Annotated in this window: 26 protein-coding genes; 16 read left to right on the forward strand and 10 right to left on the reverse strand. The window is 68.8% G+C overall.

Going from position 1 to position 26639, the window contains the following annotated elements; genetic code table 11:
* Positions 1 to 132: 132 nt before the first annotated feature.
* Both IEV93_RS08945 and IEV93_RS08950 read left to right on the forward strand, forming a co-directional pair.
* The gene (locus IEV93_RS08945) at positions 133 to 1437 is read left to right on the forward strand and encodes an HNH endonuclease signature motif containing protein (RefSeq protein WP_229704988.1); all 1305 of its coding nucleotides are present in this window, start codon (positions 133 to 135) and stop codon (positions 1435 to 1437) included.
* Positions 1438 to 1582: 145 nt separating this feature from the next.
* Complete coding sequence (locus IEV93_RS08950) at positions 1583 to 2380, forward strand: SDR family NAD(P)-dependent oxidoreductase (protein ID WP_188488886.1); 798 nt, start codon at positions 1583 to 1585, stop codon at positions 2378 to 2380.
* Between the two features lie 20 nt (positions 2381 to 2400).
* Here the strand turns inward: IEV93_RS08950 and IEV93_RS08955 are convergent, their stop codons facing one another.
* Positions 2401 to 3648: an EAL domain-containing protein gene (locus IEV93_RS08955; RefSeq protein WP_188488887.1), complete on the reverse strand. Its 1248-nt coding sequence runs from the start codon at positions 3646 to 3648 to the stop codon at positions 2401 to 2403.
* 207 nt (positions 3649 to 3855) lie between these two features.
* Between IEV93_RS08955 and hemL the strand changes: the two genes are divergently transcribed.
* The 6 genes from hemL to ccsB are packed head-to-tail and all read left to right on the forward strand — an operon-like array spanning position 3856 to position 10049.
* The gene (gene hemL, locus IEV93_RS08960; protein ID WP_188488889.1) at positions 3856 to 5196 is read left to right on the forward strand and encodes a glutamate-1-semialdehyde 2,1-aminomutase; all 1341 of its coding nucleotides are present in this window, start codon (positions 3856 to 3858) and stop codon (positions 5194 to 5196) included.
* Between the two features lie 22 nt (positions 5197 to 5218).
* A complete protein-coding gene (locus IEV93_RS08965) occupies positions 5219 to 5848 on the forward strand; it encodes a histidine phosphatase family protein (RefSeq protein ID WP_188488891.1) in 630 nt (209 codons plus the stop codon).
* Positions 5849 to 5859: 11 nt separating this feature from the next.
* The gene (locus IEV93_RS08970; protein WP_188488893.1) at positions 5860 to 6537 is read left to right on the forward strand and encodes a TlpA family protein disulfide reductase; all 678 of its coding nucleotides are present in this window, start codon (positions 5860 to 5862) and stop codon (positions 6535 to 6537) included.
* Positions 6534 to 7358, forward strand: a complete 825-nt coding sequence (locus IEV93_RS08975; RefSeq protein ID WP_188488895.1) for a cytochrome c biogenesis CcdA family protein — start codon at positions 6534 to 6536, stop codon at positions 7356 to 7358. Before IEV93_RS08970 ends, IEV93_RS08975 begins: the two co-directional genes overlap by 4 nt.
* On the forward strand, positions 7355 to 9043 hold the full coding sequence (gene resB, locus IEV93_RS08980) for a cytochrome c biogenesis protein ResB (RefSeq protein WP_188488897.1): 1689 nt from the start codon (positions 7355 to 7357) through the stop codon (positions 9041 to 9043). Before IEV93_RS08975 ends, resB begins: the two co-directional genes overlap by 4 nt.
* A gap of 7 nt (positions 9044 to 9050) precedes the next feature.
* Positions 9051 to 10049: a c-type cytochrome biogenesis protein CcsB gene (ccsB, locus tag IEV93_RS08985; protein ID WP_229704989.1), complete on the forward strand. Its 999-nt coding sequence runs from the start codon at positions 9051 to 9053 to the stop codon at positions 10047 to 10049.
* Positions 10050 to 10174: 125 nt separating this feature from the next.
* Here the strand turns inward: ccsB and IEV93_RS08990 are convergent, their stop codons facing one another.
* From IEV93_RS08990 to IEV93_RS09000, 3 genes are all read right to left on the reverse strand, one after another.
* Positions 10175 to 10615, reverse strand: coding sequence for a helix-turn-helix domain-containing protein (locus IEV93_RS08990; protein ID WP_188488899.1), 441 nt, complete (start codon positions 10613 to 10615; stop codon positions 10175 to 10177).
* Positions 10616 to 10833: 218 nt separating this feature from the next.
* On the reverse strand, positions 10834 to 11139 hold the full coding sequence (locus IEV93_RS08995) for a hypothetical protein (protein WP_188490610.1): 306 nt from the start codon (positions 11137 to 11139) through the stop codon (positions 10834 to 10836).
* A 58-nt stretch (positions 11140 to 11197) separates the two neighbouring features.
* The gene (locus tag IEV93_RS09000; RefSeq protein ID WP_296391512.1) at positions 11198 to 11440 is read right to left on the reverse strand and encodes a BldC family transcriptional regulator; all 243 of its coding nucleotides are present in this window, start codon (positions 11438 to 11440) and stop codon (positions 11198 to 11200) included.
* A gap of 203 nt (positions 11441 to 11643) precedes the next feature.
* Here IEV93_RS09000 and IEV93_RS09005 point away from each other — a divergent pair, with 203 nt between their 5' ends.
* The 6 genes from IEV93_RS09005 (at position 11644) to IEV93_RS09030 (ending at position 17687) form a co-directional block, all read left to right on the forward strand.
* On the forward strand, positions 11644 to 12021 hold the full coding sequence (locus tag IEV93_RS09005; RefSeq protein ID WP_229704990.1) for a DUF4229 domain-containing protein: 378 nt from the start codon (positions 11644 to 11646) through the stop codon (positions 12019 to 12021).
* Positions 12018 to 13154, forward strand: coding sequence for an L-cysteine desulfhydrase Cds1 (cds1, locus tag IEV93_RS09010; protein WP_188488903.1), 1137 nt, complete (start codon positions 12018 to 12020; stop codon positions 13152 to 13154). Before IEV93_RS09005 ends, cds1 begins: the two co-directional genes overlap by 4 nt.
* A gap of 32 nt (positions 13155 to 13186) precedes the next feature.
* Positions 13187 to 13870 carry an ABC transporter ATP-binding protein gene (locus IEV93_RS09015; protein ID WP_188490477.1) on the forward strand — a complete coding sequence of 228 codons (684 nt, stop codon included), beginning with the start codon at positions 13187 to 13189 and terminating at the stop codon, positions 13868 to 13870.
* Positions 13867 to 16434 (forward strand): FtsX-like permease family protein, encoded by a 2568-nt coding sequence (locus IEV93_RS09020; protein WP_229704991.1) that lies wholly within the window; start codon positions 13867 to 13869, stop codon positions 16432 to 16434. The genes IEV93_RS09015 and IEV93_RS09020 overlap by 4 nt, the downstream gene beginning before the upstream one ends.
* 176 nt (positions 16435 to 16610) lie before the next feature.
* Positions 16611 to 16853 (forward strand): helix-turn-helix domain-containing protein, encoded by a 243-nt coding sequence (locus IEV93_RS09025; protein ID WP_188488906.1) that lies wholly within the window; start codon positions 16611 to 16613, stop codon positions 16851 to 16853.
* A 57-nt stretch (positions 16854 to 16910) separates the two neighbouring features.
* Complete coding sequence (locus IEV93_RS09030) at positions 16911 to 17687, forward strand: Clp protease N-terminal domain-containing protein (protein WP_188488908.1); 777 nt, start codon at positions 16911 to 16913, stop codon at positions 17685 to 17687.
* Positions 17688 to 17756: 69 nt separating this feature from the next.
* Here IEV93_RS09030 and IEV93_RS09035 read toward each other — a convergent pair whose 3' ends face one another.
* Positions 17757 to 18626, reverse strand: a complete 870-nt coding sequence (locus IEV93_RS09035; protein WP_188488916.1) for a 1,4-dihydroxy-2-naphthoate polyprenyltransferase — start codon at positions 18624 to 18626, stop codon at positions 17757 to 17759.
* Positions 18627 to 18712: 86 nt separating this feature from the next.
* On the opposite strand from IEV93_RS09035, the gene IEV93_RS09040 reads away from it, so the two are divergent.
* Positions 18713 to 21973, forward strand: coding sequence for an AfsR/SARP family transcriptional regulator (locus IEV93_RS09040; protein WP_188488918.1), 3261 nt, complete (start codon positions 18713 to 18715; stop codon positions 21971 to 21973).
* Here the strand turns inward: IEV93_RS09040 and IEV93_RS09045 are convergent.
* The 5 genes from IEV93_RS09045 to IEV93_RS09065 form a co-directional block, all read right to left on the reverse strand.
* Positions 21970 to 22794: an ABC transporter permease gene (locus tag IEV93_RS09045; protein WP_188488920.1), complete on the reverse strand. Its 825-nt coding sequence runs from the start codon at positions 22792 to 22794 to the stop codon at positions 21970 to 21972. The two genes, IEV93_RS09040 and IEV93_RS09045, sit on opposite strands and share 4 nt — an antisense overlap.
* Positions 22791 to 23783 (reverse strand): ATP-binding cassette domain-containing protein, encoded by a 993-nt coding sequence (locus IEV93_RS09050; protein WP_188488922.1) that lies wholly within the window; start codon positions 23781 to 23783, stop codon positions 22791 to 22793. Before IEV93_RS09050 ends, IEV93_RS09045 begins: the two co-directional genes overlap by 4 nt.
* A 67-nt stretch (positions 23784 to 23850) precedes the next feature.
* Positions 23851 to 24204 carry a hypothetical protein gene (locus IEV93_RS09055; RefSeq protein ID WP_188488924.1) on the reverse strand — a complete coding sequence of 118 codons (354 nt, stop codon included), beginning with the start codon at positions 24202 to 24204 and terminating at the stop codon, positions 23851 to 23853.
* A gap of 37 nt (positions 24205 to 24241) precedes the next feature.
* Entirely contained in the window at positions 24242 to 24733 is a 492-nt protein-coding gene (locus IEV93_RS09060) for a hypothetical protein (RefSeq protein ID WP_188488926.1), read from the reverse strand.
* Positions 24734 to 24884: 151 nt separating this feature from the next.
* On the reverse strand, positions 24885 to 25028 hold the full coding sequence (locus tag IEV93_RS09065; RefSeq protein WP_188488928.1) for a hypothetical protein: 144 nt from the start codon (positions 25026 to 25028) through the stop codon (positions 24885 to 24887).
* 296 nt (positions 25029 to 25324) lie between these two features.
* Here IEV93_RS09065 and IEV93_RS09070 point away from each other — a divergent pair, with 296 nt between their 5' ends.
* On the forward strand, positions 25325 to 26638 hold the full coding sequence (locus IEV93_RS09070; RefSeq protein WP_188488930.1) for an LCP family protein: 1314 nt from the start codon (positions 25325 to 25327) through the stop codon (positions 26636 to 26638).
* Position 26639 lies beyond the last annotated feature (1 nt).

Consider the following 26639-nt stretch of genomic DNA (forward strand, 5'->3'; position numbering starts at 1 on the left):
CCGGCTCTGGTGTCGGAGGTCGCGTGTAGGGTGCTCGGCCCGACTCTCCAATGGATCGAAATACACTCATATTGAACAACATTCACCAAAATCAACCGTTGCACTCCGTTCGAACATGTGTACGATGGAAGCATGAGTGGGGGAACGCTTACCGACATCGCCAACAGGTTGGTCGATGAATACGGTTGCAGAGAAACGGTTGTCGCTGATGTCGATGACGAGATCGTGGCTGCGATCCGGGGTGCGGTCGCACTGCGGGCAGTGGCTGATGATGTGTTGGCGCGGTTGAGCGCGCAGGCTGAGCGTGTGGGTACCGCGAAACGATCCGGCATATCGCTACGGGAGTTGTTGTGTGCGAACGGGTTGGCGCCTGCGGTCACTTCACGGGTCATCCGGCTCGGGCGTGCGATGCAGGTGTTGGCGCGGGTGGCGCGCCACAGTCGTGACGCGTCGTTATCGGCGGAGCACCTCGACGCGGTCGCCCGGGGTGTCGAGCACGTTGTGCGCCGGACAGGGGAGTCCGTGGACTCTGATTTGATCGACGAGTTGGAGGCCGGTTTGATCGGCCACGCGGTCGCCGGCACCACACCGGCAGACATCGTCGAGCGGGCACGCGCGGTCGCGATCGAGCTGACGGCCGACGACTCCGATGGCGGCAACGATCCGGACCGATTGCCGCCCGCGGAGGACTCGTCCCTCAACGAACTCGACTGGCGGGCCGGCGACGACGGACGACTCCGGGGGACTTTCGAGCTCGACGCACTGACCGGCGAGCGCCTGATCACCGCACTCGACACCGCATCCCGGCCACGCCCCGAACCCGACGGGTCCGACGACACACGACCGGCCACGCGACGACGTGCCGATGCGTTCTCCCAGTTCCTCGAATGCGGCACCCGAGGCCTGTCACCCGACTCCTCGCACGGGCCGGCCCGAACTGAGATCCTGCTGACCATCCCCATCGCTGCCGACGCAGCAACGTCGGATATCGCGGGTCCGGCGTGGTTGTCGTGGATGGGACCCATCAGCGACCTGTCAGCAAAGCTCCTGTCCTGCGACGCGCGACTGGCCGGTGTAGGTCTCGACCTCAACGGAGCACCGGTCTCGGTGACTACACCAGAGCGGTTGTTCACCGGGGCTGCCCGCAAGGTCGTGCTACTGCGGGACCGTGGCTGCATCAAATGCGGGGCACCAGCATCGTGGTGCGACGTCCACCACATCGTCCATCACGCCGACGGTGGCCCGACCACGGTGGACAACGGTTGTCTGCTCTGCCGGTCCTGCCACACCGCGGTCCACCATGCCGGCTGGGACATCGTCATGGGCCCTGACCGCCATCCCTGGCTCATCCCACCCGCGTGCGTCGACGCCCAGCGACGACCGCTACCCGCCTACAACCGACGAACCCTGCGACTCGACGACCCCGTCGCCGCCTGAACCAGCGGGACGCAACCGAAACCAACCGACAACGTGCACCCGCCCCGCGGGACCGCACCTGCACCTTGACAACTTCACAGTGTGATCGCCGAACGGGCGTCCGTAGTGTCATCCGGACGACCATCGGTGGACTGACGGGAGAGACATGGACCTGCAACTGGACGGCAAGCGAGCGATCGTCACCGGCGGAAGTCGAGGCATCGGTCGCGCGATCGCCCGCGCTCTGGCGGCGGAGGGTGCGAGCGTCGTCATCGCGTCCCGTGGCGAAGAGGCCCTCGCCGCCACTGCGGCCGAGCTGACAACTGACACAGGGGGACACGTGATCGCCATCCCCGTCGACACCGGCGACCAGCTGTCGGTCGACCGCCTGGTCGAGCGGACCGTCGCCGAACTGGGTGGCGTCGACATCCTCGTCAACTCGGCGGCGACGCCGTGGAGCTCGGGCAAGCCCACGGACTTCGACTCGATCACCGACGACGTGGTGCGCGAGGAGATCGAGATCAAGGTGCTCGGTTATCTGCGGACGGCGCGTGCGGTGTCGCCGCATCTCATCGACCAGGGGTGGGGCCGCATCATCAACATCAGCGGTCTCGGTGCGCGGCAGGCGAAGTCGATCGCCCAGACGGTGCGCAACGTGAGTGTGTCCGCGCTGACGAAGAATCTGGCGGATGAGTTGGGGCCCAAGGGGATCAACGTCACCGTGGTGCACCCCGGCCTGACCCGGACCGAACGACTCGAGACCCGGCTCGCCGAACGCGCAGCCCGGGAGTCGGTCCCGGTGGCCGACCTCGAACGGGAACTGGCGACCAACTCGATCCGGCGGGTCGTCGACGCCTCCGAGGTGGCCGATGTCGTCGCGTTCCTCGCCTCGCCGCGGAGCATCGCGATCACCGGCGACGCGATCGCCGCGGGCGGCGGTGTGCCGGGACCGGTCTACTACTGACGGCGAGTACGTGTCATCGATCAGAGGGGAGGCGCACTCGCAGGCGCGAGACGACTGACCAGGCATCGCGCCACGTCGCGGACCGCCGAGCGTGAGTGGGTGAAATACCAGGCGTAGCGCCGCTGCGCCAGCGGCCCGCTGTCGCCGAGGTCGCGGGCCACGACGGCCGCCGCGGTCGTCTGGGTCAGGATGGCGACGGCGAACTGGTCGTCGAAGCCGGGATCGGCCGGTCGGGCAAGGCGCACGTCGGGCACGTTCAGGTCGCGTGCGCCCACCACCCCGACGAGGGTGTGTTTGGCCGCCAACTCCTCGTACCGGAACGCGTACCGGTCGATGAACGACGACTGGTTCTGCACCGCGACCGCGATGCACCCGGGCGTGATGAGGTCCTCGCCGTAGGACGTGATCGTGTCCAGGACGCTCGCGATGGTCTCGTAGGTCGTGATCTGCCGCGGCATCCGCTCCAGGACGTCCGCCGGACTCGCCAACGGCTCGGTCAGGACCTCGATCAGCGGGATGGCCAGATGCTCCGGTGGCCCGACCGGACCCGTCGGCGCGGGCCCGGGTCGGCCGAGCAGGTAGCCCTGACCGAGGGTCGCACCGACCGTCCGCGTCACCCCGAGATCCTCGGCGTTCTCGATCCCCTCGGCGAGGATCGACGCACCGGTGGCGGAGGCGTAATCGACGACAGCCGAGACGGTTTCGTTGAACTCGGGCGACAGCGGATCGGCCAGGATCCGGCGGTCGAGCTTGACGACGTCGGGGAGCACCAGTGGCAGCAGAGCGAGGGATTCGGGGTTGAGTCCCACGTCGTCGAGGGCGATGCCGCACCCCCGGTCACGCGCCCAGTCGACCGCGGCCAGCACCGAGGCGGGGTCGACGAGCAGGTCGCGCTCGGTGATCTCGACGACGACCTGCAGATCGCGTTCGGTGATCTCCCGGAACCGCTCCCCGGGGAACGGCCAGCGGGGCGACGAGCTCAGGGTCGTCGGCTCCACGTTGATGAACACGCTCATCGGCCGCGTCAGTCCGGCGTCGAGCGCGCCCACGACGGCCGCGCGCCGACAGGCCCAGTCGAGATCCCCGAGCCGTCCGTGCAGCCGCGCGTGGTCGAACACGTCGGCCGGACTCACATCGGGTGCCGACGGCCAGCGGGCGAGTGCCTCGTACCCGACGACCGTCATCGAGTCGAGGTCGAAGATGGGTTGGAACTGCGGCTCGATCGGACTGCTCAGCACCTCGTCGAGGCGACGACCGGCATCGATCACCTGCAGCCTCCCGGAGACGAAGTGAATCCGCGGCGAACCCTCACGGTTTGAAGGCTCGGGCCGGCGGTCGCGCGACGCGACCACCGATCACCTCAGATTGTGTCCGACTGGACCCGTTTTGCCACCCGCATCGCCGTCCGGGCCGTAAAACCGCAGGTGGGTGCTCCCCGCGAGGAGCCCACAGAATTGTTTGGAACACTGGACACCGTGACCGACCCCCGTACCGCCCTCTCGACCCGACGATCGGGTGAACTCTTCGACCGCGCCTGCGAGGCCATCCCGGGTGGCGTCAACTCGCCGGTCCGGGCGTTCTCGTCGGTCGGCGGCACCCCGAGGTTCATAACCAGCGCACAGGGATGTCGTCTGACCGACGCCGACGACAACGTCTACATCGACCTGATCAGCTCGTGGGGCCCGATGATCCTGGGCCACGCGCACCCCGAGGTCGTCGCCGCGGTACAGAAGGCGGCCTCGACCGGATTGTCGTTCGGCGCCCCGACCGAGGCCGAGATCGATCTGGCTGAGGCCATCATCGGCCGCGTCGCGCCGGTGCAGCAGGTCCGGCTCGTCAACTCCGGCACCGAGGCGACCATGTCGGCGGTCCGGCTGGCCCGCGGGTTCACCGGCCGCACCAAGATCGTGAAGTTCTCCGGGTGTTACCACGGCCACGTCGACGCGCTGCTGGCCGACGCGGGCTCGGGAGTCGCGACCCTCGGCCTGCCGACCTCGCCCGGCGTCACCGGCGCCCAGGCCGCCGACACGATGGTCCTGCCCTACAACGACCTGCCCGCACTCGAGGCCGCGTTCGCCGCGCATCCCGACGAGATCGCCTGCGTGATCACCGAGGCCGCCGCGGGCAACATGGGCGCGATCGCGCCGCTGCCCGGCTTCAATCAGGGGCTGCGCGACCTCACCTCGAAGTACGGTGCCCTGCTCATCGTCGACGAGGTGATGACCGGATTCCGGGTCACGCGTTCGGGGTGGTTCGGGATCGACGGTGTCGCCGGCGACCTCTACACCTTCGGGAAGGTGATGAGCGGCGGTCTGCCCGCCGCGGCGTTCGGCGGCCGCGCCGACGTCATGGCGCGCCTCGCGCCCGCCGGGCCGGTCTATCAGGCCGGGACGCTGTCGGGGAACCCCGTCGCGGTCGCTGCCGGACTGGCCACCCTCAACGCCGCCGACGACGCCGTCTACGCGGCCCTCGACGCCAACTCGCACCGCATCGGCGACCTCATCGGCGACGCGCTGACCACCGCGGGCGTCGGCCACCGCGTGCAGTACGCGGGCAGCCTCGTCAGTGTGTTCTTCACCTCTGACCCGGAGACCGCCATCACCGACTACGCCGGTGTCAAGAGCAGCGAGACCTGGCGTTTCCCGGCGTTCTTCCATGCGCTGCTCTCGCGCGGCGTCTACCCGCCGCCCAGCGCCTTCGAGGCGTGGTTTGTGTCTGCTGCGCTGGACGAGGATGCTTTCGATGTCATCGCCGATGCCATGCCGGCAGCCGCGCAGGCGGCCGCTGCGGCACCCGAGCCCGACCAGGCTCACTGATGTGTCCCGAGGAGCTCCACTGATGCAGCGCACGATCGTGCACATGATGCGGCACGGCGAGGTCCACAACCCCGAGGGAATCCTCTACGGGCGCCTGCCGAACTTCCACCTCTCCGACACCGGCGCGCGCCAGGCGGCCACGGTCGCCGAGTCCCTCGCCGACCACGACATCACCGCGGTGTTCGCGTCGCCGCTGCAACGCGCGCAGGAGACGGCCACCCCGATCGCGCGGTCCCACGGCCTCGACATCATCACCGCCGACGGCCTCATCGAGGCCGACAACGTCTTCGAGGGCCTCAAGGTCTCGGTGGGCGACGGTGCGCTGCGGCGGCCGCGGAACTGGCCCAAGATGCGCGACCCCTTCACCCCGTCGTGGGGCGAGCCCTACATCCAGCTCGCGCACCGCATGCTGGCCGTGGCCACCAAGGCGCGCGACACCGCCAAGGGCCACGAGGCGGTCTGCGTCAGCCACCAGCTGCCGGTGTACACCCTGCGCCGCTTCCTGGAGGGCCAGCGCCTCTGGCACGACCCGCGGCGTCGGCAGTGTTCGCTCGCGTCGGTCACCAGCCTGATGTACGACGGTGACGCCCTCGTCGACATCGTCTACTCCGAGCCCGCGGGCGCCTCGGACCCCCGCGCCACGGGGGCCTGACACCCGACCTCATGAGCACCCGCCCGCACCCGACCCTCACGCGACGCGCGTCGCGCGGTCGCAGCACCCGAGCCCGCGCGGCCCTGGTGACAGCTCTGTCGGCGGCGCTCGTCATCGTCGCCGGATGCGGCACCGGTGACGACGCGGTGGTGCAGGGCGACACCTTCCAGTTCGTCTCACCCGGCGGCAACACCCAGATCACCTACGACCCGCCCGCCTCGCGCAAGAAGGTCGCCGACCTCAGCGGCGAGGAGGTGGTCTCGGGCACGCGGATCGGCCTGACCGACTTCACCGGCCAGGTCGTCGTGATCAACGTGTGGGGACAGTGGTGCGCCCCGTGTCGCGCCGAGGCGCCCGACCTCGAGCAGGTCTACGAGGAGAACAAGAACGCCGGCGTCGCGTTCCTGGGCATCAACTTCCGCGACAACCGCCAGGACGCCAAGGACTACATCGCCAACCAGAACCTCGCGTACCCGTCGATCTTCGACTACCCGGGCCGCACCCTGGTCCGACTCACGACCCCGACCTCGGTCGTCCCGACCACCGTCGTCCTCGACCGCTATCACCGCGCGGCCGCGGTCTACCTGCGGACCGTCTCGGCGGAGGAACTCGACCCGCTGGTGAAGCGGCTCGCGGCCGAGCCGTACACGGCGCAGTCCGCGCCGTCGACGGCACGCGTGCCGTCATGACCTCCACGATCGATCTCGCGTCGGTGGGGGCGACGTTCGAGTCCACGGTGCTCTCGGGTCCGATCCTGCTGGCGCTCGGCGCCTGTGCCCTGGCCGGACTGGTGTCGTTCGCGTCCCCGTGCGTGGTCCCGCTCGTGCCGGGCTATCTCTCGTATCTGGCCGGACTCGTGGGCGCGGAGGCGCCGCCGGTCCGCGCGGGGAGCGAAGCGGGCGGGTCGCGTCGGTCGCTGACCGGTCGCGCCCGCGTGGCCGGCGCAGCGTTGCTGTTCGTCCTCGGCTTCACCATCGTCTTCGTGCTGGCCACCGCGTCCGTCTTCGGTATCACCTCGGCGTTCGTGCTCAATCGTGAACTGCTGCAACGCATCGGCGGGGTCGTCACCATCGCGATGGGCCTGGTGTTCATCGGACTCATCCCGTTCATGCAGCGCGACGCGCGGTTCCATCCGCGGTTGGTGTCGAACCTCGTCGGCGCACCCCTGCTCGGTGCGGTCTTCGCCCTCGGGTGGACACCGTGCCTCGGGCCGACGCTCTCGGCGGTCATCGTCACCGCCAGCGGCACCGAGGGATCCACGGCGTTCCGCGGCGTCATCCTGATCATCGCCTACTGCCTCGGCCTCGGGCTGCCGTTCGTTCTGCTCGCCTTCGGGTCGGCGTCGGCGTTGCGCGCGGTCGGGTGGATGCGACGCAACGCGCGCACCATCCAGGTCGTCGGCGGAATCCTGCTCATCGCTGTGGGCGTCGCACTGGTCACCGGCCTGTGGGACCAGTTCATCACCTGGGTGCGCGATGCCTTCGTCTCCGACACCGAATTGCCGATATGACCGACACGATGACCCGCCCCGCTGCCCCCACGCCGCCACCCGCGCCGACGTGGAAGCGTCGTCTGTGGTGGCCGGCCCGCAACACGTGGCGGTCGCTGACCTCGATGCGCACCGCGCTCGCGCTGCTGTTCCTGCTCGCCCTGGCCGCGGTGCCCGGGGCACTGCTGCCGCAGCGGTCGCTCAACGAGCAGAAGACCGCCGCCTACATCGCCGACCACGGACTGCCCGCGCGGATCATGGACCGCCTCGGCTTCTTCGAGGTCTTCTCGAGCATCTGGTTCACGGCCATCTACGTGCTGCTGTTCATCTCGCTCGTGGGTTGTCTGACGCCGCGCATGATCGAGCACGCCAAGTCGCTGCGCGCCCGCCCGGTCGCCACCCCGCGCAACCTGACCCGCCTGCCGCGCCACGAACGCCACGAGGTCGCGGGCACCCCGGACGAGATCGGGCAGCGGCTGATGGGGAACCTGCGCGGCTGGCGCAAGGTCAGCTCGACGGTGACCCAGACCCAGGACGACGGGACCACCCGCGAGGTCGTCGAGATCTCGGCCGAGAAGGGGTACCTCCGCGAGTTCGGCAACCTGGTCTTCCACTTCGCGCTGCTCGCCCTGCTCGTCTCGATCGCCGCGGGCAAGATCTACGGCTACGAGGGCACCCGCATCCTCGTCGCCGACGGCGACCAGGGCCTGTGCAACACCTCCACCGCGGTCTACGACTCGTTCCGCGGCGGCAACCTCGTCGACGGCACCCAGCTCGCGCCGTTCTGCGTGCAGGTCGACTCGTTCAAGGCCGACTACCTGCCCAACGGTCAGGCCGACCAGTACTCCGCCGACGTCCGCTACCAGACCGGCTCGGATCTCGACACCGGCGACTCGAAGCCGGCCACCCTGAAGGTCAACGACCCGCTGCGCGTCGTCGGGGACCGGGTGTACCTCCTCGGCCACGGATACGCGCCCACCTTCACCGTCACGTTCCCCAACGGGGAGAAGCGAACCCAGACGGTCCCGTTCACCCCGAACGAGGCGGTGACCCTGCTGTCGTCGGGTGCCGCGCGCTTCGACACCCCCGGCGGGCTCTACCCCAACGAGGACGTGCGCCGGAAGAACCAGATCGCGCTGGAGGGCCTGTTCGCGCCGACGGCGCTGTACTCGGGCAGCAACAACACCCTGCTGTCGTCGTCGTTCCCCGACGCCCGCGATCCCGCCGTCGCCATCCGCATCTACAAGGGCGACACCGGTCTCGACACCGGCCGACCGCAGAACGTCTATTCGCTCGATCAGAACCTGATCAACCAGGGCCGGCTGATCCAGAAGGATCAGGTCAACCTGACGCCCGGTCAGACCGCGACGATCGATGACGGCACCAGGGTCAGCTTCGACGGGTACCAGCCGTGGGTGTCGCTGCAGGTGTCGCACGACCCCGCGCAGCAGTACGTGTTGATCTCGGCGATCGCGATGTTGGTGGGGCTGTTGGTGTCGCTGCTCATCAAGCGCCGCCGCGTGTGGGCCCGGCTCACACCGGCGGATGACGGGCCCGGGGACAAACGACATACAGTAGTAGAGATGGCGGGTCTGGCCCGCACGGATCAGGCCGGCTGGGGCGAAGGCTTCGGTGACCTGGTGAAGCGGTTGCTGGAGATCGACGAACCAGCGCGAACCGGACGACGCACGACCAGCGAGAGGTGACCGCGGAGTGAACAACATCGACGAGAACGTGTCCCGGTACTCCGACCTGCTCTTCGGCACCACGCTGACGCTGTACGTGCTGGCCATGATCATGTTCCTGGCCGCACTCGCCTCCACGCGCTCGCGTGCCGTGAACCCGGCCGAGGCGCAGAACAGCAACGTCCTGGTCAAGACGGGCGCGGGCAGTGCGACGCCGCCGCCCGCGGCGATCGACCGGACGCCGGGCAAGGTCGGTGCGCGCGAGCGGACCGGCTTCGGCGACCGGATCGCGAAGATGGCCTTCCCGGTGGTGATCCTCGGGGCGATCGCGCACCTCGGGTCGATCGTCACCCGCGGAGTGGCCACCGACCGCATGCCCTGGGGCAACATGTACGAGTTCATCAGCCTGTCGTGCGTTGCCGGGGTGATCGCGGGAATCGTCGTGCTGCGTCGTCCGGAGAACCGTCCGCTGCTGTCGTTCGTCCTCGTCCCCGTCGCTCTGCTGATGTTCATCGCCGGTCGCTGGCTCTACACCCAGGCCGCGCCGGTCGTTCCCGCGCTCAAGTCGTACTGGCTGGCCATCCACGTATCGATCGTGTCGGTCGGCTCCGGGGTGTTCCTCGTCTCCGGTGTGGCCAGCGCGCTCTACCTGATCAAGCTGCGCTACCCCGAGGCCGGCGCCGGCGTGTGGGGTCGCGTGCTCGACCGCCTGCCCAGCGCCCAGGCCCTCGACCGCCTGGCCTACAAGACCGTCGTCTTCGCGTTCCCGCTGTTCGGCCTCGGTGTCATCTGTGGCGCCATCTGGGCCGAGTCGGCGTGGGGTCGCTTCTGGGGCTGGGACCCCAAGGAGACGGTGTCGTTCATCGCCTGGATCATCTATGCGGCGTATCTGCACGCCCGCGCAACCGCAGGATGGCGCAACACCTCGGCCGCCTGGATCAACATCGCCGGCTTCGTCGCGATGCTGTTCAACCTGTTCATCATCAACCTGGTGGTGTCGGGACTGCACTCCTACGCGGGGCTGTAATCCGCGCCGGTCGATGACCCGTGCATCGACGGTGGGGACGGGCTCGACGGCCGTTCGTGCCAGAAACTAAAAACCGGGTGCGACGACAAGTTGGGGTTTGTCGCGCCCCGTGGAACGGGTAGCGGTTACGCCTGGTCCTTGGCGCGGTCGGCCTGCTGCTTCTTGACGACCTTGAGCAACTCGATGATCACATCGATGGTCGACTCGGACAGCTCTTCGTGGCGGAACGCGGCCAGGTGTGCGCCGGTCTCGGCGGCCATCGCGACGTACTCGCGCTGCTGCTCGACGCGCTTGAGATCCTCGTCCGGATCGGACAGGAAGTAGGTGACGCTGATCTCGAACGCGCGCGAGATCGCCTCCACCGTGCGGAACGACGGTGTCTTGGCCTTCCCGGTGCGCAGCTGCGAGATGTAGGCGTCGCTGAGCGTGTAGCCCAGGCGGTTGGCCTTCAGTGCGATTTTCTTGCCCGTGTACGGAATACCGTTCTCGTCCCGGACAGTCTCGAACAACTCGTTGAGACTGATCGCGAAAGTACGTCCGGTGTTCACATTGGTCGTCGTGGTCATTCGTGCTCCCCAAACTTCTCGAAGCCGACCGCGTACGACCGACTCCTACAGCAGATTGAACTCGCGCACCCGCACTTCGTGATCGCGGATTGCTCCAGGCGAAGACCGGTTACGAGACGACTCTACCTTTTGAGGTAGCAAACGGAATGCCGCATTCAGGCGATCGCAAGTATTTGCGATGCCGAAGAGGGAATCACGCGGGCGGCGGCATGATCTGCCTACGTGGACGCACCCGGGCGGGGGTCGTCACGGTGCGGTGCGCCGCCGGTCGAGTCGTCCTCAGGACGCGGTGTGTGGGGATTCGCGTCGGGCGTCGGGTCGTCGGTGGGAGTCGTGGGACCACCCGTGGTGGGGCGAGGGCCGCGTCGTCCGGTGCGGTCGAGGTCGAGCAGGAAGTCGGTGTCGTCGTCGGGGCCGATGGGACCGCGACCGCGCGTCACGGTGTCCTGCGGCTGCGGGCCGAATGCCTTCCAGACCAAGTAGCCGACGGCGACCGCCCCGATGAGAGCGAACAGATAGATCACAAGCAACCTCCAGATGTACCCGGTAATTCAGGGTACGGGAGGTTGCGTGCGAGATGTTCTAGTCGGTCTTGCGGTTCAGCAGCGCGACGACATCGGCTTCGCGGAAGCGACGGTGTCCGCCGGGGGTGCGGATCGCGCCCAGCAGGCCCGAGCTCGCCCAGCGCGCCACGGTCTTGGGGTTGACGTTGAACATCGCGGCAACCTGTCCGGGCGTCAGGGTGTGCTGGCTCGCGGCACGGGGCGTGATGGGCATCGCACTCGACGTCATCGCAGAGATCGGGTTGTGGTTGATGGCAGTCATGTTCTGTCTCCTCGTGCTGTGTCGGGCCCTGGGTGGGACCGCGATCGCAGGAGCTCGGTCGGTGCGGCCGGTGGCCGCTCTGGCGTTGCCCTCCAACATGATTACACCGAGATTGCAAGGTGTTCGAACGGTCAGCTGTTGGTAAATCAATGGTAAAAATCGGGCATCGCGGTCGTCCGGGTCCCGGGAAGTACCCTGACGGGGTGAGTGAACGCGAGAACAACGCCGCCGGCCCCGGACGTCGACTGGCCATCCGACTGGCCCTCTACACCGCTGCGCGGCTCGGACTCTTCGTCGTCGTGGCGGCCCTGATCTACGGCATCGGGCACCTCGCCGGGGTCGACGTCCCGATCCTGGTCGCGGGCATCTTCGCCGTCGTCATCGCCCTGCCGCTGGGCATGCTGGCGTTCAAGCGGCTGCGCACCGATCTGAACGTGGCGATCGCCGAGGTCGACGCGGACCGGCAGGCCAAGCGCGACGCGCTGCAGGGGCGTATGCAGGGCATGAACGGCCCCCGGTCCGGTGGTCGGAAGCCTACGCGCCCAACCGATCCCGGTGCGGGCTCCGAGCGCGGAGCATGACCGCCGGCGGTGGCGCATCGGCGCTGGTGGACCACCGGGGATCGCGTGCGTGGGTGGACACCGCCATCCGCCTCATCGAGGCCGACGCCACCCGTAGCGCCGACACCCATCTGCTGCGGTTCCCGCTGCCGGAGTGGGCGCGGTTCGTCGGCGCCGACGGTGCGCCGACCGGCATCGATCTCTATCTCAAGGACGAGAGCACCCACATCACGGGTTCGCTGAAACATCGGCTCGCCCGCTCGCTGTTCCTCTACGCCCTGTGCAACGGCTGGATCAACGAGACCACCCCGGTGATCGAGGCGTCGTCGGGCTCCACGGCGGTGTCCGAGGCGTACTTCGCGGCCCTGATCGGGGTGACGTTCGTCGCGGTGATGCCGCGCAGCACGTCCTCGGCCAAGGTGGCGCTCATCGAACGACAGGGCGGACGGTGCCACTTCGTCGACCGCCCCGGCGAGGTCTACGCCGCCGCGGCCGGCCTGGCCGACGAGCTCGGCGGGCACTTCATCGACCAGTTCACGATGGCCGAGCGGGCCACCGACTGGCGCGGCAACAACAACATCGCCGAGTCCGTCTACAGCCAGCTCGCCCTCGAGGCGCACCCCGTCCCCACCTGGATCGTGGTCGGGGCCGGAACCGGCGGCACCTCGGCGACCATCGGGCGCTACATCCGCTACCGCGGCCACCCCACCTGGTTGTGCGTCGTCGACCCGGAGAACTCCGCCTTCGCCCCCGCCTACGCCTCCGGCGACGGCGCCACGGTCTCGACCGTCGGGTCGCGGATCGAGGGGATCGGCAGGCCACGGGTCGAGCCGTCGTTCGTCTCCCAGGTCATCGACACCATGCTCACCGTGCCCGACGCGGCGTCGGTGGCGACCGCGCGTCTGGTCGGCGACACCCTCGGCCGTCGGGTGGGCCCGTCGACCGGGACCAACGTGTGGGGCGCGTTCACGCTGATCGCCGAGATGGTGGCCCAGGGCCGCGGCGGCAGCGTCGTCACGCTGCTCTGCGACGGCGGCGACCGCTACGCCGACACCTACTTCGACGACGACTGGGTCGCCGCGCAGGGCCTGGGACTCGCCGGCCCGCGGGCCGTGCTCGAGGAGTTCGTCGCGACCGGTCGGTGGCGCCGGTGACCCAGTCCGACCCCGGCAGGACCGCCGGCCCGATGATCGAGGCCGTCGACCTGGTTCGCGAGTACCGCATGGGTGAGCAGCGGGTGCGCGCGCTCGACAACCTCAACCTGACGCTCGACGGCGGACAGTTCGTGTCCATCGTCGGGCCCTCGGGGGCGGGCAAGTCGACGCTGCTGCACGTGGTGGGTGCGCTCGACGTCCCCGACTCGGGCACAATCCGCGTCGACGGCGAGGACATCGGCCGACTCACCGACGATCAGCAGTCGGAGTTCCGTAGGCGCAAGGTCGGTTTCATCTTCCAGTTCTTCAACCTGGTGCCGACGATGTCGGCGTGGGAGAACGTCGCCCTGCCGCGGCTGCTCGACAGCACGCCACTGCGGCGGTCCAAGGCCGACGCCGTGGACCTGCTCGAGAGGGTCGGACTCGGCAACCGGGCCGACCACCGTCCCTCGGAGTTGTCCGGCGGTCAGATGCAACGGGTGGCCATCGCCCGGTCGCTGGTGATGAACCCGCGCATCGTGCTGGCCGACGAACCGACCGGCAACCTCGACTCGCACACCGGGCAGGCCATCCTCGACCTGCTCGGCGGCCTGGCCCACGACGATTCCGGTCGGCTCGTGGTGATGGTGACCCACGACGGGGCCGCGGCATCGGTCGCCGACCGCTCGGTCACCGTGCGCGACGGGCGGATCGAAGAAGCCGTCGACACGCCGTGACGTCGCGTCTCTCGCTCACCCGCCTCGATCCCGTGCCCGCGTGGACCCGGCTGCGGGTACTCAACCTCCGCGAGCTGCGCAGCCACCGGCTCCGGGTGATCACCTCGCTGATGGTCATCACCGTCTCGTCCATGCTGATCGTCGCGGTCCTGGGGACCTATGGGTCGCTCAGTTCCTCGGTGCGACAACTCAGCTCGACCGTGTCCGGTTCGGCCGACCTCGACGTCAGCGCGATCGGCGACAGCGGCCTCGACGAGTCGCTCGTCGGCACCATCCGGCGCGAGGTCCCGCAGGCCGCCACGGTCGCCCCGCTCGTGCAGTCGTCGGTGTCGATCGACGGGGAGCAGGTGTCGGTGCTCGGTTCCGACCTGTCGATCCTCGGGCTCGGCGGTGCGATCCGGTCGGTGCTCACGGAGCAGTCGGGCGGTGGCGGGGGAGTGTCGCAGTCCGATCTCACCTCGGGTATCGCGGTCGGTCCCGGGCTCGGCTACCGCGTCGGGCAGCGGGTGAGCGTCAACGGGATCGACGCCGAGGTCACCCGCGTCGTCGATTCCGATTCCGCCACGCCCATCAACAACGGCCGGTTCATCGTCGCGTTCCTGCCACTCGCGCAACGCATCACGCAGCAGAGCGGGCGGCTGGACTCGATCCTGGTCAAGGCCGCACCCGGCGTCGACACCGACACCCTGCGCGCCGACATCGAGCGGGTCGTCGACGGACGGGCCGTGGTCAACAACCCCGACTTCCGTGCGAAACAGGTGGAGACGGCCAGCGCGGTCACCCGGGACTCGACGCTGCTGGTCGCGCTCATCTCGTTGGTGATCGCGGCGTTCCTGGTCTTCAACACGATGAACATGGCGGTCGCGTCGCGCCGCAAGATGCTGGCGATGGTCCGGGCGATCGGCGGCCGCCGCGGGCCGCTGGTGCGCGACCTCATCGGCGAGGCGGCCCTGTTCGGGTTGGTCGGCGGACTGATCGGGATCGGGTTCGGGATCCTGGCCGGGCGGTATCTGATCGGGCGGTTGCCGTCGGTGTCGGCGGAGGGCTTCGGCGCGACGCTGACCTATCACCTGCCCTGGTACGTCGGGCCCGTCGCGGTCCTCGCCTGCATGCTGGCGTGCGTGGCGGCGAGTGTGCTCGCGGCGCGGTCGGTGTTCGCGCTCTCGCCGATCGAGGCGATGGTGCCGGGCGAGCTGAGCGCACGCGACCGCGGGCCCGGTGTGATCGAGTGGGCGGCCGGCGTCGGTGGCGTCGCGCTGGTGGCGGCCGGCTGGGTCATCGCCTACACGGTGGAGGGCCGCCTGGTGTTCGGCGCCGCGGTCGTCTCGAGCATCGGGTCGCTGCTGTTCTTCTTCGCGATCACCAAGCCGCTCGTCCGCGCGGTGACCGCGCTGGCGTCGCGCTTCGGAGGGCCCGGGAAGCTCGCCGCGGTCAACACCGAGCGCACCCCACGCCGGGCCTGGGCGACGCTGATGACGGTGTCGGTGGCCGTGTCGGTCGGCATCGGGACGTCGGGCGCGATGAACGATCTCGTCGGGTCGGTGTCCGGTGCACTCGACGGTCTCGCCGATCCCGATCTGTACGTCTCGTCACAACCGGTCGAGAACATCCCGAGCGGGCCGATCCTCGACTCGTCCATCCGCGACCGTGTCGCGGCGGTCCCTGGTGTCGAGCGCGTCGTCGGCGGTCAGTGGGCGACGGTCAACCTCGGTGAGGCCCGGATCCTGATGCAGGGCCTCGCGCCGGGCATCCAGGCGCCATACGTGAAGAAGGCCTCGCCCGAGGTCGTGCAGCAGGTACTCGACGGCCAGGGCATCATCATCTCGAAGGTGCTCGGTCGGGCGTTGGACGCCGGCGTCGGTGACGAGATCCGGCTGGCCACACCCACCGGTTTCCACACCCTGAAGATCCTCGAGGCCGTCGACTACGTGACCCTCGACTCGGGCACGGCGGCGATGTCGGAGTCGTTGCTGGCGCAGTGGTTCCAACGCCCCGGCAACAGCTTCCTGCAGGTCACCTACGCGCCGGGGGTCGACGAGGCGCAGGTCCGGTCCGCGGTCGACGCCGCCGCGACCTCGACGACCGGTGAAGCCTCCGGGGCGCAGCCCGTCTACGTCTACACCGGCGAGGAGACCCTCGACGCGACCCGCGCGTCGGTCGAGCAGTCCGGCGCCTTCACCATCGCGATTCAGTGGATCGTGGCGCTGGTCGCCGCGGTCGCGCTGCTCAACACGCTGTTGCTGTCGGTGATCGAGCGCCGGCGCGAGCTCGGGGTGCTGCGCGCCATGGGTGCCTCGCGGACCTTCATCTCCCGGATGGTGCTGGCCGAGGCCGCGGCGATCGCGGCCGTCGGGTCGGTTCTCGGCGTACTCAGCGGCGAGCTGCTGCACGTCATCAGCGACAAGGTGCTCGGCGTGACCACGTCGGTCGACATCGGCTACTCGCCGCAGTACTCGACGATCCTCTACGTGGTCGTCGCGTTCGGACTCTGCTTCGTCGGCGCCTTCCTGCCCGCCGCGCGTGCGGCCCGCATGAACATCAGCGAATCCATCCTCGACGAGTAGCGGGCCCCGCTCCGGGCTCGGTCGCCGCGCGTTGGGCCCTCGTTCTCCCGTGTTGGGCCGTTGTCGCGCCGCGTCGGGCCCTCATTCGTGTGTGTCGGGCCTTAGTTCGCACCCCGCCGGAATATCTGCCGTCAATAAATGTTGACACAAATCAGATGTCAACTTAACCTGACATCATGCAGGACGACGGGGACATCGACCAGAACGACATCACCACCGCTGCGGCGAGTACCGATCCCTCCCGGGGATTGGTCGCGGTCCGCGCCCTGCGCACACTGGCCGACCGACTCGAAGAGGTTCAGGTGGCCAGTGCCCGCGAGCAGGGATGGAGCTGGCAGGCGATCGCAGAGGTACTGCAGATCAGCCGCCAGGCCGTTCATCAGAAGCACTCGGCCCGCGAGCGAGCACGACCGGAATGACCACACCGCCCACGAGAAGTGAGCACCACCACGAAACCACATGAGAAGAGACACAACATGTTCGAACAATTCACACGCGAGAACCGACACATACTGTCGTTCGCCATGGAAGAGGCCGCCGACCTCGGGCACACCCAACTCGGCAACGATCACCTGATCCTCGGGATGCTGTGCAACGCCCGCAGCCCGATCTTCTCCCGGCTGACCGCCGAGGGATTCACGCTCGATGCCGCCCGCGAGACCGTACGTGAGGTCCGCGCCGACGACACCGACGCCGAAGACGCGGACGCGTCGCAGGTGGACGAGGACCGCGAGGCCCTCAAGTCGGTCGGCATCGACCTCGACAAGGTCGCCACCGCCGTCAAGAACGCCTTCGGCACCGACATCACCGACGGGTGGTCCAAGCGCGGACCCGAGCGTCGTGGACGCGGTGAACGCGGACACGGCGAACGCGGCCATCGGGGCGGACCGGAGCGCGGCGAGGACTTCGGTCCGCGCGGACACCGGGGCCATCGGCACGGCCACGGCGGCCCCGAATTCGGCCGGCCCCCGTTCGGCGCAGGCGAGTTCGGCGAGGGACCCTGGGAACACGGTCGCGGTCGGCGCGGACCCCGTGGACGCGGCGGGCCCTTCGGCCGGCCCCGGTTCTCGGTCGACGCCAAGGCGGCCCTCGCCAACGCGGTTCAGATCGCGCGCGAGAACGGCAGCGACCGGCTCACCGCCGAACACGTCCTGCTCGGCATCCTCAAGACCGACGACAAGCGCTCACGCGCACTGATCGAATCGGTCACCACGTCGGAGAAGCTGCGCGACGCCCTGAGCGCCACCGCCTGATCTCTCATGAACGACGCTGCGCCCACGGGGGATCCTCGTGGGCGCAGTGTTCTCCACGGTGCCGTCGGGTCAGGCGATGAACAGACCCACCGCGGTGGCCAGCGCCCAGACGACCATCGCCAACCCGGTCTGCGCCAGCGCCGGGATCAGCGCGGGTCCCTGTGCGCCACCCCGGACCGGCGCGTGGGCCCGCCAGGCCAACGGCGCCGCGAGCAGTCCGAGCAGGGCCCACGGGGTCGCGACGACCAGGACCACCGACAGCACCGACGGTACGGCCACCAGAGCGAGGTGAAGATCACGAGTCCGTTCGTCGCCCAGTCGGACCGCGAGCGTCGTCTTGCCCGACTCGGTGTCCGACGGGATGTCGCGCAGGTTGTTGGCGACGAGCACCGCGCTCGAGTACGACCCGACCGCGACCGCGCAGACGACCCCGACCCAGTCGACTCCTCCGGCCTGGACGAACTGGGTTCCCAGGACGCCCACCAGGCCGAAGAACACGAACACCGCGACCTCGCCGAACCCGGCGTAGCCGTAGGGGTTCTTGCCGCCGGTGTAGAACCAGGCGCCGGCGATACACACCGCGCCCACCAGGATCAGCCACCACGCGCTGGTCAGCGACAGCACCACGCCGGACACACCCGCGATCGCGAACGCCGTGAACGCGGCGTTGCGGACCGAGTGCGGCGATGCCGCCTTCGACCCGACCAGTCGCATCGGCCCGACCCGGTCGTCGTCGGTACCGCGGATGCCGTCGGAGTAGTCGTTGGCGTAGTTCACGCCGACGATCAGCGACACCGACACCACCAGCGCCAGCAGCGCCTTCCACCAGAGCGCGTCGCCCGACCAGGCGGCGGCGCCCGTTCCGGCGAGCACGGGCGCGATCGCGTTGGGGAACGTGCGCGGCCGCGCGCCGTCGAACCACTGCTTCGGGGTTGCCATGTCGACAATCCTTACCCATCTGCTCCGGCGGCCGCTCAGACGGTCTCGCAACTAGTGTGTAGATCTGTTCGCGTGAAGGGGTTGTGATGGCGAGGGGCTCGTCTGCGGTGACGATCGGACTGCTGGGTCCGGTCGCGATCGACACGGGCGGCGGCATGGTCGAGATCGCCGGGACCCGCGCACGGAGGCTGCTGGCGGCGTTGACGCTGCAGCCCGGCATCGTCCGGTCGGCCAGCGTGCTGATCGACCTGGTGTGGAGCGACGCGCAGCCGAAGTCGCCGCAGTCGGCGCTGCACACCCAGATCTCCCGGCTGCGTCACGCGTTGCCCGAGGGCATGATCGCCGCCGGGTCGGCCGGGTACCGCCTCGATCTGACCGGCCACACCGTCGATGTCGACCGGGCCCGCAACCTCATCGACGACGGCACCGCGGGCTCACTCGACGACGCCGCGCGACTCTGGCGTGGTGTCCCCGGCGACGACCTCGGCGACGACGACCTGGCCGCCGAGGTGCGTGCGGTCGGTGACGATCTTCGTCGGCGCCTCGACGAGCGGCGGTGCCGGGTGGCGCTCGCAAGCGGTGACCACGAGACCGCCCGGCGCGTGGCGCAGTCGCTGTGCGACCACGACCCGTTGGACGAACCGGCCCACCTGCTGCTGATGCGGGCACTGCAGGCCGCTGGACGCCCGAACGACGCGCTCGCGGTGCATGCCCGCCTGCGCCGGACGCTGTCGTCGGAACTCGGGGTGGATCCGGGTGCCGAGATCGAGGCCCTCCATCGCGCGCTCCTCGCCGCCGACGCCCCGGTGGCGCCGGCGGAGGTTCTGTTGCCTGCCCCGTCGCGTCGCGGGCGGGCCGTCGGGCTGCGGGCCGAACCGAACGAACTGCTGGGCCGCGACACCGACATCGACGAGGTCCTCGTCGCGCTCGGTCAGAACCGGGTCGTCACCATCACGGGCCCCGGCGGTGCGGGGAAGACCCGGATGGTGCACGCGGTGGGTCGTCGACTCGCAGCTGCCGCGCGGACGCTGTACGTCGTCGAGTTGGCCTCGGTACGCAACGACGCCGATGTCGTCGCCGCCATCGCCGCGACGCTGGGGGTCGGCGAGTCGGAACTGACGCCGTCGGGTCAACCGCGCATCCCGGTCGGCGACCTCGACGATCGGCTCGCAGACACCCTCGCGGGACGCAACGCGGTTCTGGCGCTGGACAACTGCGAGCAGATCATCGAGGGCAGCGCGCGGGCGGTGGCCGAGCTGATCGCCGCCGTCGACGATGTGACCGTGCTGACGACGTCACGAGCGCCACTGATGGTGGCCGGAGAGGTCATCCACCGGTTGGCGCCGCTGCCCACCGACGTGGCCGACTCCCCGGCCGTCGAGCTGTTCGTCACCCGGGCGCGATCGGTCCGCCCCGACGCGGTCATCGATCCTGCGGTGGTCGCCGACCTCTGCCGCGACCTCGACGGTCTGCCGTTGGCGATCGAACTGGCCGCGGCCCGGGTGCGGACGCTGAGTGTGCCCGACATCGCGCAGCTGCTCTCCGAGCATCTGGCCCGGGGGCGTCTCGCTCTGCTGCGGACCGGCGATCGCACTGCGCCACAGCGGCATCGGACGTTGCACGCGGTCATCGAATGGAGCTGGGACCTCCTCGACGACGATGCGCGACGCGCACTGGTCCGACTGTGCCGGTTCCCGGGCGGGTTCACCGTAGCCGCCGCGGGTGAGGTGGTGGCCGGCGCCGGGCATCACGCCCTGGTCGACGACCTCCTCGAGCAACTGGTCAACCAGTCCCTGCTCACGGTGACCGAGGTCGACGGACGGATCCGCTACCGCATGCTCGAGATGGTGCGGGAGTTCGGAGAGGAACAGCTGGTCGCCTCGGGTGAGGCCGACGAGGTCGACGCCGCGATGATCCGGTGGGCCATCGGCTGGGCGGGCGATGTCCGTGCCCTCTACGACGGGGGTGAGCAGGCTGCGGCGATGGCCCGGGTGATCGCCGACAACGACAACATCGTGTGGATCCTGCGGCGCTGTACCGAGATCGACCCCGCCGACCGCCCCGCCGACGCGGTGTCCGCCGTGGTCGCGACGTTCCCGGTGATGACCTCGAGTTGGGTGGCTCGCGGGTTGCATGTCGAGATCCGCAACTGGGCGCCGAGGATCCTCGGCCTACTCGGACGACCCCCGCGAGACCTGCCCGACGACGTGCGCGAACTGTGGCAGGTGGCGCTGCTGATGGTCGCCGGTCACCTCGTGATGATCCGACCGGACATACGACTGTCGGCACGGGCGATGACCGCACTGCGCGCCGTGTACCACCCGTCCGAGGTGATGACGCGGCCCGCGGATTTCGCCAGTGGGATCCTGTTGTCGCGGAGCACGTTCGCCGGTCTGCGCATCCTGGCACGTGGTGCACGGTCGCCGGTGGTGCTGGTGCGCGCGATCGCTCTGTCGGTGCGGTCGAATGCTCGGGAGAACGTCGGTGATCTCGACGGCGCGCTCCGCGACTCCCTGCAGGCGCAGTCGTTGGCCGTCTACCGAGGCGACCTGTGGATCACCGCGACCGGCTCGATGGAGATCGGCAACATCCACGGCCAGTGTGCTCGCTACGCCGAGGCAGTCGAGAGCTACCGCAAGGCTGCCGCGCTCCTCGCCGAACTCGGCGCGGTGGACGAGGTGACACAGGTCCGGATCTATCTCGCCTGCAGCCACGTGGGCGTCGGCGAGATCGATCGTGCCCGAGCGATCGTGGCCGACATGTCCGACGGCTGGACCCCGGATCAGCCGGTGCCGCCGGGGAGTACCGAGGCGGTCGGGTCGTTGCTCATGGCGCACGCCGAGGTGTCGTTCGCCGAGGGTGATGTGGCGGGGGCGGGGGCGCTCGCGGCCACCGTCCTGCATCACGTTCTCGGTGACTCGGCGACCGCGTCGCCGGATCCGTCGACGTTGCTCGTCATCAGTTCCGCGGTGGCGATGGCGGCGTCGACCGGACGGACCGACGTGGCGTGCGAGCGGCTCCCGATGCTCATCGAGTTCGTGGCCGCGCAGTTCGAACCTCCCGGCTACCGGGACATCCCGCAGACCGGTGCGTGTGCGGTCGCATTCGCGACGGCGCTCGCGGCCCACGATCCGGGGTCGGTGGCCGCCGCGCGGTTGCACGCGCTCGGTGTTCGCGCCCGCGCCCGACGGGACTACCCGATCCTGAACCGGTCGATCACGACCGCGCGGGCACGGAGTGGGCTCTCCGACGAGGTCGTCGACGGTATCGACGACGAGATCGGCAGGATGTCCCGACGGCGCGCCGCCGAGAACATCCTGCCGACCATGCGTGCGGCTCTGGCCTAGGCGTCACGCATGTAGGCCCGCACGGTCAGCGGCGCGAAGACCGCGACCAGCACTGCGGCCCCGAGCAGCGACCACAGGACGTGGATCCCGACGTGACCGTTGTTGGTCAACTCGCGCACCGCGGTGACCAGGTTCGACACCGGGTTGACATTGACGAACGCCTGCAACCAGCCCGGCATGGTCTCCGGCTGCACGAACGCGTTGGACACGAAGGTGAGCGGGAACAGGATCATCAGCGAGAACCCCTGCACCGCAGAGGCCTTCTTGACGAGCATGCCCATGAGCGCCCAGATCCAGGACACCGCGAAGCTGCAGATGATGACCAGGACGATGGCGCCGATCAGGCCGAGCGGATCGGGACGCCAGCCCATCGCGATACCGACGATGAACGTGATCACCGTGGCGATCAGGTAGCGGACGACGTCGGCGAGCAGTGCGCCCGCCAGCGGTGCGGTTCGTGCGATGGGCAGTGACTTGAAGCGGTCGAAGACGCCCTTGTTCATGTCCTCGCGGAGTTGGGTGCCGGTGACCACCGAGGTGGTGATGACCGACTGCACCAGGATTCCGGGGATGATGATCGGAAGGTATTGCGACACACTGCCGGCCAGTGCGCCTCCGAAGATGTAGGTGAACATCAGCGTGAAGATGATCGGCTGGAACACCACGTCGAAGAGCTGCTCGGGGTTGTGGCGGAGCTTGAGCATCCCGCGATAGCCCATGGTGAGCGACTGCTTGACGGTGTCGGTGATGCCGACCGAGGCGGGGACCTCCCGCACGATGGGATGTTCGGCGGTGGGGCTGTCGATGGTGAGGGTGGTCATGCTGCGTGCTCCTTCTCGGAGGGGGTGTCGGCGCCGGCCGGCTTGCCGGTGATGGTCATGAAGACCTCGTCGAGGCTGGGCTTGGCGACGGTGAGTTCGGTGATGGCGATGTTCTCCGCGATCAGCGCGGACATGACCTCGGAGACGAGTTCCGGCCGCGAGAGCGGGATGGTGACGCGTCCGGCCTCGGGGCTCAGAGTCCCCTTCTCGCCGACGACCCGTTCGACGATGCTCAGGGTGGCGACGGTGTCGGTGCGGTCGGCCGGGCGGACCTCCAGGGTGTTGATGCCCACCGAGTCCTTCAGCTCGTCGGCGGTGCCGTCGGCGATGACGATGCCGCGGTCGATGACCGCGATGCGGTCGGCGAGCTGATCCGCCTCGTCGAGGTACTGGGTGGTGAGCAGGATCGTCGAACCCTGGCTGACCAGTCGGCGGATGGTGTCCCACATCTGGGCACGGGTCCGCGGGTCGAGTCCGGTGGTCGGCTCGTCGAGGAAGAGCAGCGGGGGAGCGGCGATCAGGCTGGCGGCGAGGTCGAGACGCCGGCGCATGCCGCCGGAGAACTCGTTCAGCGGACGGGTGGCCGCCTCCTCGAGACCGAACTCCTCGAGGAGATCCGAGGCGATGGTGCGCGATTCGACGCGGCTCTTGCCGAGGAGACGGGCGAAGACGATGAGGTTCTCGCGGGCGCTGAGGTCCTCGTCGACCGATGCGTATTGGCCGGTGACCCCGACGAGGGACCGGACCGCGACGGGCTCGGCGACGACGTCGTGACCGAAGATCTCGGCCCTGCCCGCGTCTGGGCGGAGCAGGGTGGCGAGCATGCGGACCGTGGTGGTCTTGCCTGCGCCGTTGGGGCCCAGGACGCCGTACACCGAACCGGTGGGTACGACCAGGTCGACACCGTCGACCGCGCGGGTGGAACCGAAGTGCTTGACCAATCCGCGGGCGACGATCGCCGGCGCATCGGTGGCGGGTGCTGTGTTCATGGGACGAACACTGCGCCGAGCGCCTGTCGCCGCGCTGACACCGCCTGTCGTCAGCCCGGCGGCCGCACTAGAACAGGGTGATGTTGTTGAGGCGGTTCGAGTCGCCGTTGGTGTCGTAGGTGTAGGTCAACGCAGGGAACCCGGTGCAGTCGAGGTAGCGAATCTTTCGTGATGCGCCGGGCGCGATGTCCTCCGAGGAGCTCGTGAGCCCGCCGTAGGCGGTGGTGAAGACCGCCGCGTTGATCGCGGTGACCGGACCCTTGTTGGTGACGGTCGTGGTGCAGGTGCTGCGGTCGGTGGAGATCGAGAGATCGGGCAGTCCGCTCGCGGCAGACGCCGTTCCGGCGGTGATGGCGCCTGCGGCGGCGAGCGATGCGAGCGGCAGCACGACCGCCGCGGTGAGTCGAGTGAATGTGGTCATGTCTGTTACCTCCTGGTGGATGTGTGAAGAGATCTGTCTATGCGTTGATGGTGGCGACGGCCGGTGCGCCGAGGTTCGCGAGCGCGCCGCCGATGGCGATGAGTCCGGTGCCGGTGCGAACGGTGGCACTCGGCGGCGCTGGGTCGCCACCGGATACCGTCAATTGGACCGTGCCCCTGGCGCCCGTCGACAGGTTGATCCACGCGACATTCGCAGGGGGATCGATCTGGCCCGCGCAGCGGGGGAACGGGGATCTCCGGATGGCGTCGTCGACGCTCGCGCAGTACGGACCCAACGAGAACGTCAGGATGCCGGGAGCGGTTCGAGTGGCGGTGATGTTCTCGACGCCGAAGGGGAACGGGTCGGCGAAGAAGAGCCATCGGGACGGAATGTTGACCGAAACCGATTGACTCGCAACATGTTGCGGTGCGGCCACGGCGTGTCCTGCGCCGAAGGTGGTGGTCGCGATGGCGGCGGCCGCGGTCAACGACACGACCGTCTTGGTGATGATGCGCCGAGAAATTCTCATGGCTGTTGATCCTTTGGTGTTCGCGATGGTGATGGGGTGCGGCCGGGTCAGGGCCAGATCAGTCGTCCGCCCTGGAAATCCTGGGCGTAGCGGGAACCGTTGGGGCCCTGGCGGTATTCGTCGCCGACGGGAAGGCCGAGGCGTCCACCTTTTAGGCGTCGAGGATTCGTCCGCCGAGGGTGTACTCGCCGTATGACTCGTCTGCGGCGGCTGTTCCCACCGCCTGGGTGGACACGATCATCAGCGGTGACAACACCGCCACCGCCCACGTCGTCAGTCGTTTCCGTGTGTGCATCGAGATCACGCTCCTTGATGGTCGGTGGTGTCAGCCGAGTCGGAACCTCGACGGATCTGATGGTGGTATCGCGGAGTACCACTTCGTTGTTACGGCGAACGACCGGATGTCGTCTGATCGGACGACATCCGAGTCCGGTGGGTCCGATCCCGCCGATCCCTCCGTGGCCGCTGCCGCGGTCCGATTGGCCGTGTTCGCAACGTATCTCGCATTTGTGCAGATGTCGGAGTCGGTGTCGCTCGGCTACATTGGGCACCGCCAGCAGGCGCCCGACCACGACGACAGAGAACCCGTAGATGCCTCCCGACCATGCGCGCCGACCGACCCGGCAGGGTCCGCGGCGGTTCGCAGGTGATCTGGAGGCCACCCGGATCATCGCGCCCGGGGTCGGCAGGCACGCCAAGCATGCCCGCCCGGACCCGCAGCGCAGGCGCCCGCGACGTGCCAGGGCACTGGGGCGGACGGCAGTCGCGCTGGCCGCGTGTGGAGTGCTGACCGTGACCGGTTTGGCATGGTCGGGGGCGCAGACGGTGCAGAACGCCTTCCACACCTCCGACGCCCTGGCCGGTGCGCCACGCTCGACCGGGACCGCGGAGAACATCCTGCTCATCGGCCTCGACTCCCGCAAAGACCGCAACGGCAACGACCTACCGCCCGACGTCCTCACCCAACTCCACGCCGGCGACGGCCAGGAGGGCGGCTACAACACCAACACCCTGATCCTGATCCACGTCCCCGCCGACGGAAAGAACATCACCGCGTTCTCCATCCCGCGTGACGACTACGTGCCCGTCGTCGGGATAGACGGCTACGACCACGCCAAGATCAAAGAGGCCTACGGACTGAAGAAAGCCCAGACCGAACAACACCTCATCGACGCCGGGGTCACCGACCAGGCCACCCTCGAATCACGCAGCCGTGACGCCGGACGCGCCGAGACGCTGCAGACCGTCCGCGCCCTGACCGGGGTCCCCATCGACCGGTTCGCCGAGGTCAGCCTCGTCGGGTTCTACGACATCACCAAAGCGTTGGGCGGAGTCCAGGTCTGCCTCAACCACCCCGTCTCCGACAACTACTCCGGGGCCCACTTCGCCGCCGGCGTACACACCCTCGACGCCGCACAGGCCCTGGCGTTCGTCCGCCAGCGCCACGGCCTCGACAACGGCGACCTCGACCGCACCCACCGACAACAGGCATTCCTGCTCTCGGTCACCCACATGTTGTCCTCATCAGGTGTGTTCGGCGATCTGAACAAACTCGACGCACTCGTCTCGGTCGCCCAACAAGACGTCACCCTGTCCTCGGGCTGGAACATCGTCGACTACGCCCACCGCATCGGCGACATCAGCGGACAACACACCCGTTTCACCACACTGCCCGTCGTGCGCTACGACACCATCGACGGCCAGGACGTCAACATCATCGACCCCACCGCCATCGAAACCGAGGTCCAGACCGCGTTCGGCCTCATCCCGCCCGCACCGGTGGCGGCAACGGCGCACCCGTCGGCCGATCAGCCGGCGGACACGACCGTCACGGGAACGGATCCGACCCCGGATCAGGGTGCGCCCGTGACCACGTCGGCCTCGGGCGTTCCCTGCGTCAACTGAC

Source organism: Williamsia phyllosphaerae, assembly GCF_014635305.1.
Classification (GTDB): Bacteria; Actinomycetota; Actinomycetes; order Mycobacteriales; family Mycobacteriaceae; genus Williamsia_A; species Williamsia_A phyllosphaerae.